Below are 6,473 nucleotides of genomic sequence, written 5' to 3' on the forward strand. Positions count from 1 at the left end.
TTAATTTTGAGAATTAATTTAATATGCATACAATTAATAAAAAGTCAACAAAAAAAAATTGGGGTCAAGCGATCGCTCAACCTGGAATAGAATTTTCACGGACAAAATTACAATTTGTGTTTGGTAATATACCTGAAGGTTTACGGGGTACGCTTTACCGCAATGGCCCAGCAAGGCTAGAAAGAGGCGGTATTCATGTCGGACATTGGTTTGATGGTGATGGGGCAATTCTGGCAATAAATTTTACCGATGTAGGTGCTAGCGGCGTTTATCGCTACGTCCAAACCTCTGGTTATCAAGAAGAAGAAAAAGCAGGTAAATTGCTGTATGGTAACTATGGTATGACTGCGCCAGGAGCAATTTGGAATCAATGGCGTAGACCGATCAAAAATGTTGCTAATACCTCAGTGCTGGCATTAGCTGATAAACTTTTAGCATTATGGGAAGGCGATCGCCCTTATGCCCTTGATTTAGAAAGCTTAGAAACTCAGGGAATAGACGATTTAGATGCTTTACATCTAGGTTTGGGTTATTCTGCTCATCCTAAAGTTGATGACAAAACCAAAGAAATTTTTAACTTTGGTCTGAGTCTGGGACTAAACGCTACACTCAACATTTATAAAAGCGATTTTACTGGGAAAATCCGCCAAAAAGCCAAGTTTCCTTTAAAAGGTGTACCCTTAATTCATGATTTTGTCTTAGCGGGACAGTATTTAGTATTTTTTGTCCCAGCTGTAAAGGTAAATAATATTTGGCCTATCCTATTTGGTACTAGTACATACGGTGATTCGCTAAAATGGTGTCCAGAGGTAGGAACCCAGGTTTTAGTATTCAATCGCGAAGACTTATCTTTAGTAAGTCGCGGATTCACCGAACCTTGGTTTCAATGGCATTTTGCTAACGGTTATGTTGATGCTAGCGGTACAGTAATAGTTGATATCGCCCGCTATGAAGATTTTCAAACCAACCAATATTTAAAACAGGTAGCAACTGGAGAAACGCATACTCTTGCTGAAGCGAGACTCACGCGAGTTCATTTGCGTCCTGATACAGGTCAGGTGACAGCAATTCAAGAACTCGTAGATAGACATTGTGAATTTCCCAGCGTACCGCAGCAAAATGTGGGACAAGCGTCACGTTACACATATATGTCCACATTTCGCCCAGAATCAGATATTAGCCAAGAAATATTAAATGCGATCGCCCGTTTCGATCATCACACACAAACCTTTACCGCCGCAGATTTAGGCGCAAACCGCTATTGTAGCGAACCTATCCACGTTCAAAATCAGCAAAACCCAAATCAAAGCTGGCTGATAACCGTTGTCTATGATGGTAATTCTCATAGTAGCGAAGTTTGGGTATTTGATTGCGATCGCTTAGACGACACACCCGTTTGCAAACTCGGATTACCTAGCGTTATTCCCCCAGGTTTTCACGGTACTTGGAAACCTGATTAATTCTCCTCAATTCGTAGTCAGGACTTCACCCCTGATAATTATCAACTAACTTTTGGGATGCTTGATGTAATTGTTCAAGCATCTTTTTTTGTTCAGTAGTTTCTAAAGCGCTGAAGATACTTGCATACTCTTCTTGAAAACTTTCTAATACATCGCTAACTAACAGTTCTACCAATTGCTGACGCTGATTTTTATCATTTTTAGAAACTCTCCCCAATTTAGAAATAACATTATGCAACCGATTAGGCGTAACCAAAGCCAACATTTCCTGACTCAATTCTGCTTCTAAAGTTAGCTGAGTGCTAATTGGCTGTTGTTTTACAGTCCATTTTTGTGCTTGATGAAATCGGCTATCTTCTGCAAAATCTGGAATTTTCTGCTTAATAATCGGACGGATTTTTTCTTTACCCTTATCTATATAAATAGAATGAAGTGGTTTAATCACAACTCCTTCAGCCTTATTGATAAAGGGTAATTTTGGTAAGCCTAAAATTGCTGGAATTGTAGACTCAAACTCAATATTATATGCCAAAGCATCATTATATTTACTGATGAATAACGGTGCTACTGCCATCATCCCCACTTGCTGAAATAGCTTGAGTGCTATGTCATAATCTAAATAAGTTCTTTGTTGTTGATTATTACTCTTCAGTACAACAATATCAAAAGCACAGTATTCGATTCTCGGTGAATAATAAATACCAGTTTGTACAGCCTGAACATGCTTCACAGCAGGTACATCAGGATGAGGATATTCACCGCCAAATAATTCTCCGTAAATATAGATTCTCTGCAAAGTCGTTTCCAATTGCAAAATCCGGAAAATCTCTTGGACTTGGTGCGATAATTTGGCTTTTAAAGATTGATAATCAAAAAAATCTTCTTCTGTCTGTAAAAACTCCTTTCTTTTCGCAAAGCGTACCTCTATACCATCGGTGCTGATACCAAAGTTAGCACCATGAATTTTTTCTGTTACTACCCAATCTGTTTTGTTAAACAAGCGGTAATCTGATTCTGTCAAACCCCATTTATGGAAATTTTCCGGGATTTTCTCATAAATGAGGTATTCCCACGTTGAAACATGGCTATCTACTGCGTTCATAAATAGCACAAATATCCTGACTAATTAAATTTTGTAGTATATATTATAATACAAAAATGATTACAGGGAATTCTGTTAGCGATCGCCTGGACGATTAATGAGTTTATCCACTACAATTGACCCACAGAATTAGCTGACTGTAGCCCAAGTATAAAGACCAATCCCTAGTTAAGGGGATGAAAGCTAATTATGAGCTTAATTTAACGATGCTGGTGGAATTTATCTAGCATTATTTGCGGCTGAATAGGCAATAATACGCTGCCAAAATAATTGCATGGAATCAACAAAGTAAACTTATTGATAAACTGTAATACACATTTTTATTAGGTTATGCATAACAATATACTTGAATCTGCTCGTAATGGAGATATTCAGGCGATCGCTTGTTTAATCGAACATGCAATTTTAATAAAGGTAGAAGCAAAAATAGAATATAATGTGACTCTTTTATTAAACATTAAATCACCAGATCCAAAAATTTGTGACCGAATAATTCCTGTATTAGAAATAATTAAAGCCCCAATTAAATCAATCCATATAGCGGGAATAAATTGGCATAAATATTTTGCACTGCACAATGACAAGTATGTAGAATTTTTGCTACGCTCGGTTTTATCTTGGTTGCAATTTATCTCTCACGCAACCTGACGTATCCACAGAGAGTCCTCTGGCAACATTTAGATAGAATAGGAAGAAAGCTGAGATAACAACTAACACTGCTTAAGCATAATTGCCCATGACCACTTCTAAACGCTGCTATCACATCACTACTTTTGGTTGCCAAATGAATAAAGCCGACTCAGAGCGCATGGCTGGCATATTAGAAGACATGGGCTTTGAGTTTTCCGAAGATCCCAATAGTGCAGATGTAATTCTCTACAATACTTGTACGATTCGGGATAATGCGGAACAAAAAGTATATTCTTACCTTGGCAGACAAGCCAAACGCAAACACGAGCAACCTGATTTAACCTTGATTGTTGCTGGATGCGTCGCCCAACAGGAAGGCGAAAGTTTATTGCGCCGCGTTCCCGAATTAGATTTGGTGATGGGGCCACAACATGCCAACCGCTTGAAAGATTTGCTGGAATCGGTATTTGAAGGCAATCAAGTTGTTGCTACCGAACCAGTACATATTATGGAAGATATTACCCAGCCGCGACGAGATAGCAAAGTTACGGCTTGGGTGAACGTAATATACGGCTGTAACGAACGCTGTACCTATTGCGTAGTGCCTAACGTGCGCGGTGTCGAACAATCTCGCACGCCTGAAGCCATTCGTGCCGAAATGGTGGAGTTAGGTAAGCAAGGTTACAAGGAAATTACCCTCCTCGGTCAAAATATTGACGCTTATGGACGGGATTTGCCAGGAGTGACACCGGAAGGACGACATCTGCACACCTTTACCGATTTGCTGTATTACGTCCATGATGTGCATGGGGTCGAAAGGATACGTTTTGCTACTAGCCATCCCCGTTATTTTACTGAGCGTTTAATTAAAGCTTGTGCTGAATTACCGAAGATTTGCGAACATTTCCACATTCCTTTTCAATCTGGGGATAACGATTTGTTAAAAGCAATGGCACGCGGTTATACTCATGAAAAATACCGTCGAATAATTGATACCATTCGCTACTATATGCCCGATGCATCGATTAGCGCCGATGCAATTGTCGGTTTCCCTGGGGAAACAGAAGCACAGTTTGAGAATACTTTGAAATTGGTAGAAGATATCGGCTTTGACCAATTAAATACAGCCGCCTATTCTCCACGCCCAGGAACGCCAGCAGCTTTGTGGGAAAATCAACTCAGTGAAGAAGTAAAAAGCGATCGCCTACAAAGATTAAATCATTTAGTCGGCATCAAAGCAGCAGAGCGATCGCAACGTTACATGGGACGCATTGAGGAAGTATTGGTAGAAGATCAAAACCCTAAAGATCCCACTCAAGTAATGGGACGTACAGGCGGTAATCGTCTCACCTTCTTTACTGGTGATATTCAGGAACTTAAAGGGCAATTGGTGAAAGTTAAAATTACCGAAGTCCGCGCTTTTAGCTTAACTGGTGAACCCATCGAAGTGCGTCAAGCTTTGCCTGTTTAACAGATTGATATCGTATTTAGGCATCAATTTTTTCACCTAGATTGACCCTTCGACTTCACTCAGGGTCAATTTTTTATATTCTTATACCAATTTCAAAAAATCATCAGAAGAATTGGTAGAGGCACAATAATATTATGTGCACTTCTTACCCTTAACTCAACTTTATTATATTCTTAGCTTAAGAATAATTGAGTATGGCAAACATTATTTGAAATTTAATGTAGTAATTATTACTATATATTGTAATACAAATTTATATCTACAGGCTGATAAAACACTATATCTATTGGTATATATTTTAAATTTATCAATAGTCAGAGTTCTATGATAGATAGGCAAATTAACGAAATGAACTTACGTCTAAATGTCTTAATCCAAAGATTAGATAATTTAGAATTAATTATTAATACTCTTATACAAAACCAACTTGCTATATATAAAATCTTAGATAAAGCCGAAGATAGCCAACTTTTGCATAAAGATTTAGCTGAAATATTACAGATACTAAAAATTAGAAATGGGAGTAGCGAATTATAAGTTTGCTGATTGTTGTATATTCTTATATCGATTGTAATTATTTAGCCATTCATTACATACTTCATCTACTAGTTGCTTTTCCTCTTCTGTCAAAAGCTCATCTGGTTTTTCAGCAGCTAAAATTTTAGCTACTGTTGCTGCTCTATCGTATTTCACACCATATCTTACTAGTTCGGTGTGAAAAAAGATTTTTTTCTCTTCGTTGGATAATGAACAGGGATATTGCATGGCTTTACTAGGATAATTTAACAGAGAACACATATTTAAGTTTTATAAAGCTTCCAGCGCCTTGACTTCTGTCTTTAGAGTGAAGCAAATTGATATTTAAATTTCTTTAATTAGTCGAATTCCTGTATAACTGTAAACTATCAACTGTTAACGGTGAACAACAGCAATAAACTGAAAGCTACAGCTATATTCAAACAAACTGTATGCTGGGAGAGGTGATCGCCTGATGAAAAACAATGTAATTACAGTCTCGGCGGTGTGTGTAGGTTTGCTTACTACATTGTTTGGTACTAATTATTTTCTCAACTATCGCGAAATGCAGACTAATGAATTGCTGAGTTTATCGACTGCGATCGCTTTAACTTTGTATTGTCTCGGTATTTACATTACTTCGCCAAAAATGGGCGGAAAAAGAATTTCATCGTTACACAAAAATTATTAACAACTTCAAAATCTGCCTACCAATTATGGAGCGCGTAGGTAACATAAAATTTATTGCTCCATATTACGGTAAAAACTATCTTATATACGATCTTGGTAGTTCGGGTGATGATGGGGAATTAAATCTAGAAATAATTGGCGACAAAGGTGTAGGTATCGCTAACCTTCCCTATAACCAATTTACTGATGCTTCATCTGTTAAATTGACTTATCACAATAAAACAGAGCAACTAAACTGTCGCAACTAAAAATAAGCTATTTACAGCAAGCATAAATTATTTGTAAACATCTTCTTTCTTTTCTTTCTTCGTGTACTTAGCGTACTTCGCGGTTCGTTAATAACAAATGACAGAAAATGCTGATAAGTTTCTATATCTGATATATCTGATAACTATGATGTGATGTGTAATTGTCAAGCTTTACATGAAGCTTAGCCAAAGCATTAAAAAAGCAAAAAGCCGCTCCTTGAGACATCGGTGGAGAGGCTTTATGAGTGGAAGAATAAACCTGGCATCGAGCTATTGTGGCAGGAGGCTACCCTCAAACTATCGTCGCCGCAGCAGCGTTTCACCTCTGAGTTCGGGATGGGGTCAGAGTGGTTCCA

At 37.8% G+C, this 6,473-nt stretch carries 8 protein-coding genes; 6 read left to right on the plus strand and 2 right to left on the minus strand.

Going from position 1 to position 6,473, the window contains the following annotated elements; translation table 11 throughout:
* Nucleotides 1–23: 23 nt before the first annotated feature.
* A complete protein-coding gene (locus H6G41_RS31205) occupies nt 24–1,460 on the plus strand; it encodes a carotenoid oxygenase family protein (protein ID WP_190751871.1) in 1,437 nt (478 codons plus the stop codon).
* 25 nt (nt 1,461–1,485) lie between these two features.
* On the opposite strand, the gene H6G41_RS31210 is transcribed toward H6G41_RS31205, so the two are convergent.
* On the minus strand, nt 1,486–2,562 hold the full coding sequence (locus H6G41_RS31210) for an RNA ligase family protein (RefSeq protein ID WP_190751873.1): 1,077 nt from the start codon (nt 2,560–2,562) through the stop codon (nt 1,486–1,488).
* Between the two features lie 330 nt (nt 2,563–2,892).
* Between H6G41_RS31210 and H6G41_RS31215 the strand changes: the two genes are divergently transcribed.
* The 3 genes from H6G41_RS31215 to H6G41_RS31225 all read left to right on the plus strand — a co-directional run bounded on the left by H6G41_RS31215 (nt 2,893) and on the right by H6G41_RS31225 (nt 5,200).
* Nucleotides 2,893–3,210, plus strand: a complete 318-nt coding sequence (locus H6G41_RS31215) for a hypothetical protein (protein WP_190751876.1) — start codon at nt 2,893–2,895, stop codon at nt 3,208–3,210.
* Nucleotides 3,211–3,298: 88 nt separating this feature from the next.
* The gene (gene miaB / locus H6G41_RS31220; protein ID WP_190751877.1) at nt 3,299–4,663 is read left to right on the plus strand and encodes a tRNA (N6-isopentenyl adenosine(37)-C2)-methylthiotransferase MiaB; all 1,365 of its coding nucleotides are present in this window, start codon (nt 3,299–3,301) and stop codon (nt 4,661–4,663) included.
* 348 nt (nt 4,664–5,011) lie between these two features.
* Nucleotides 5,012–5,200: a hypothetical protein gene (locus H6G41_RS31225; RefSeq protein ID WP_190751879.1), complete on the plus strand. Its 189-nt coding sequence runs from the start codon at nt 5,012–5,014 to the stop codon at nt 5,198–5,200.
* On the opposite strand, the gene H6G41_RS31230 is transcribed toward H6G41_RS31225, so the two are convergent.
* Nucleotides 5,195–5,428 (minus strand): hypothetical protein, encoded by a 234-nt coding sequence (locus H6G41_RS31230; RefSeq protein ID WP_190751881.1) that lies wholly within the window; start codon nt 5,426–5,428, stop codon nt 5,195–5,197. The genes H6G41_RS31225 and H6G41_RS31230 overlap by 6 nt on opposite strands.
* 226 nt (nt 5,429–5,654) lie before the next feature.
* Here H6G41_RS31230 and H6G41_RS31235 point away from each other — a divergent pair, with 226 nt between their 5' ends.
* Together H6G41_RS31235 and H6G41_RS31240 are read left to right on the plus strand one after the other, a co-directional pair.
* Nucleotides 5,655–5,870 carry a hypothetical protein gene (locus H6G41_RS31235; RefSeq protein ID WP_190751883.1) on the plus strand — a complete coding sequence of 72 codons (216 nt, stop codon included), beginning with the start codon at nt 5,655–5,657 and terminating at the stop codon, nt 5,868–5,870.
* A 25-nt stretch (nt 5,871–5,895) separates the two neighbouring features.
* A complete protein-coding gene (locus H6G41_RS31240) occupies nt 5,896–6,117 on the plus strand; it encodes a hypothetical protein (RefSeq protein WP_190751885.1) in 222 nt (73 codons plus the stop codon).
* Nucleotides 6,118–6,473 lie beyond the last annotated feature (356 nt).

This window comes from Tolypothrix sp. FACHB-123 (assembly GCF_014697075.1).
Lineage (GTDB): Bacteria > Cyanobacteriota > Cyanobacteriia > Cyanobacteriales > Nostocaceae > Aulosira.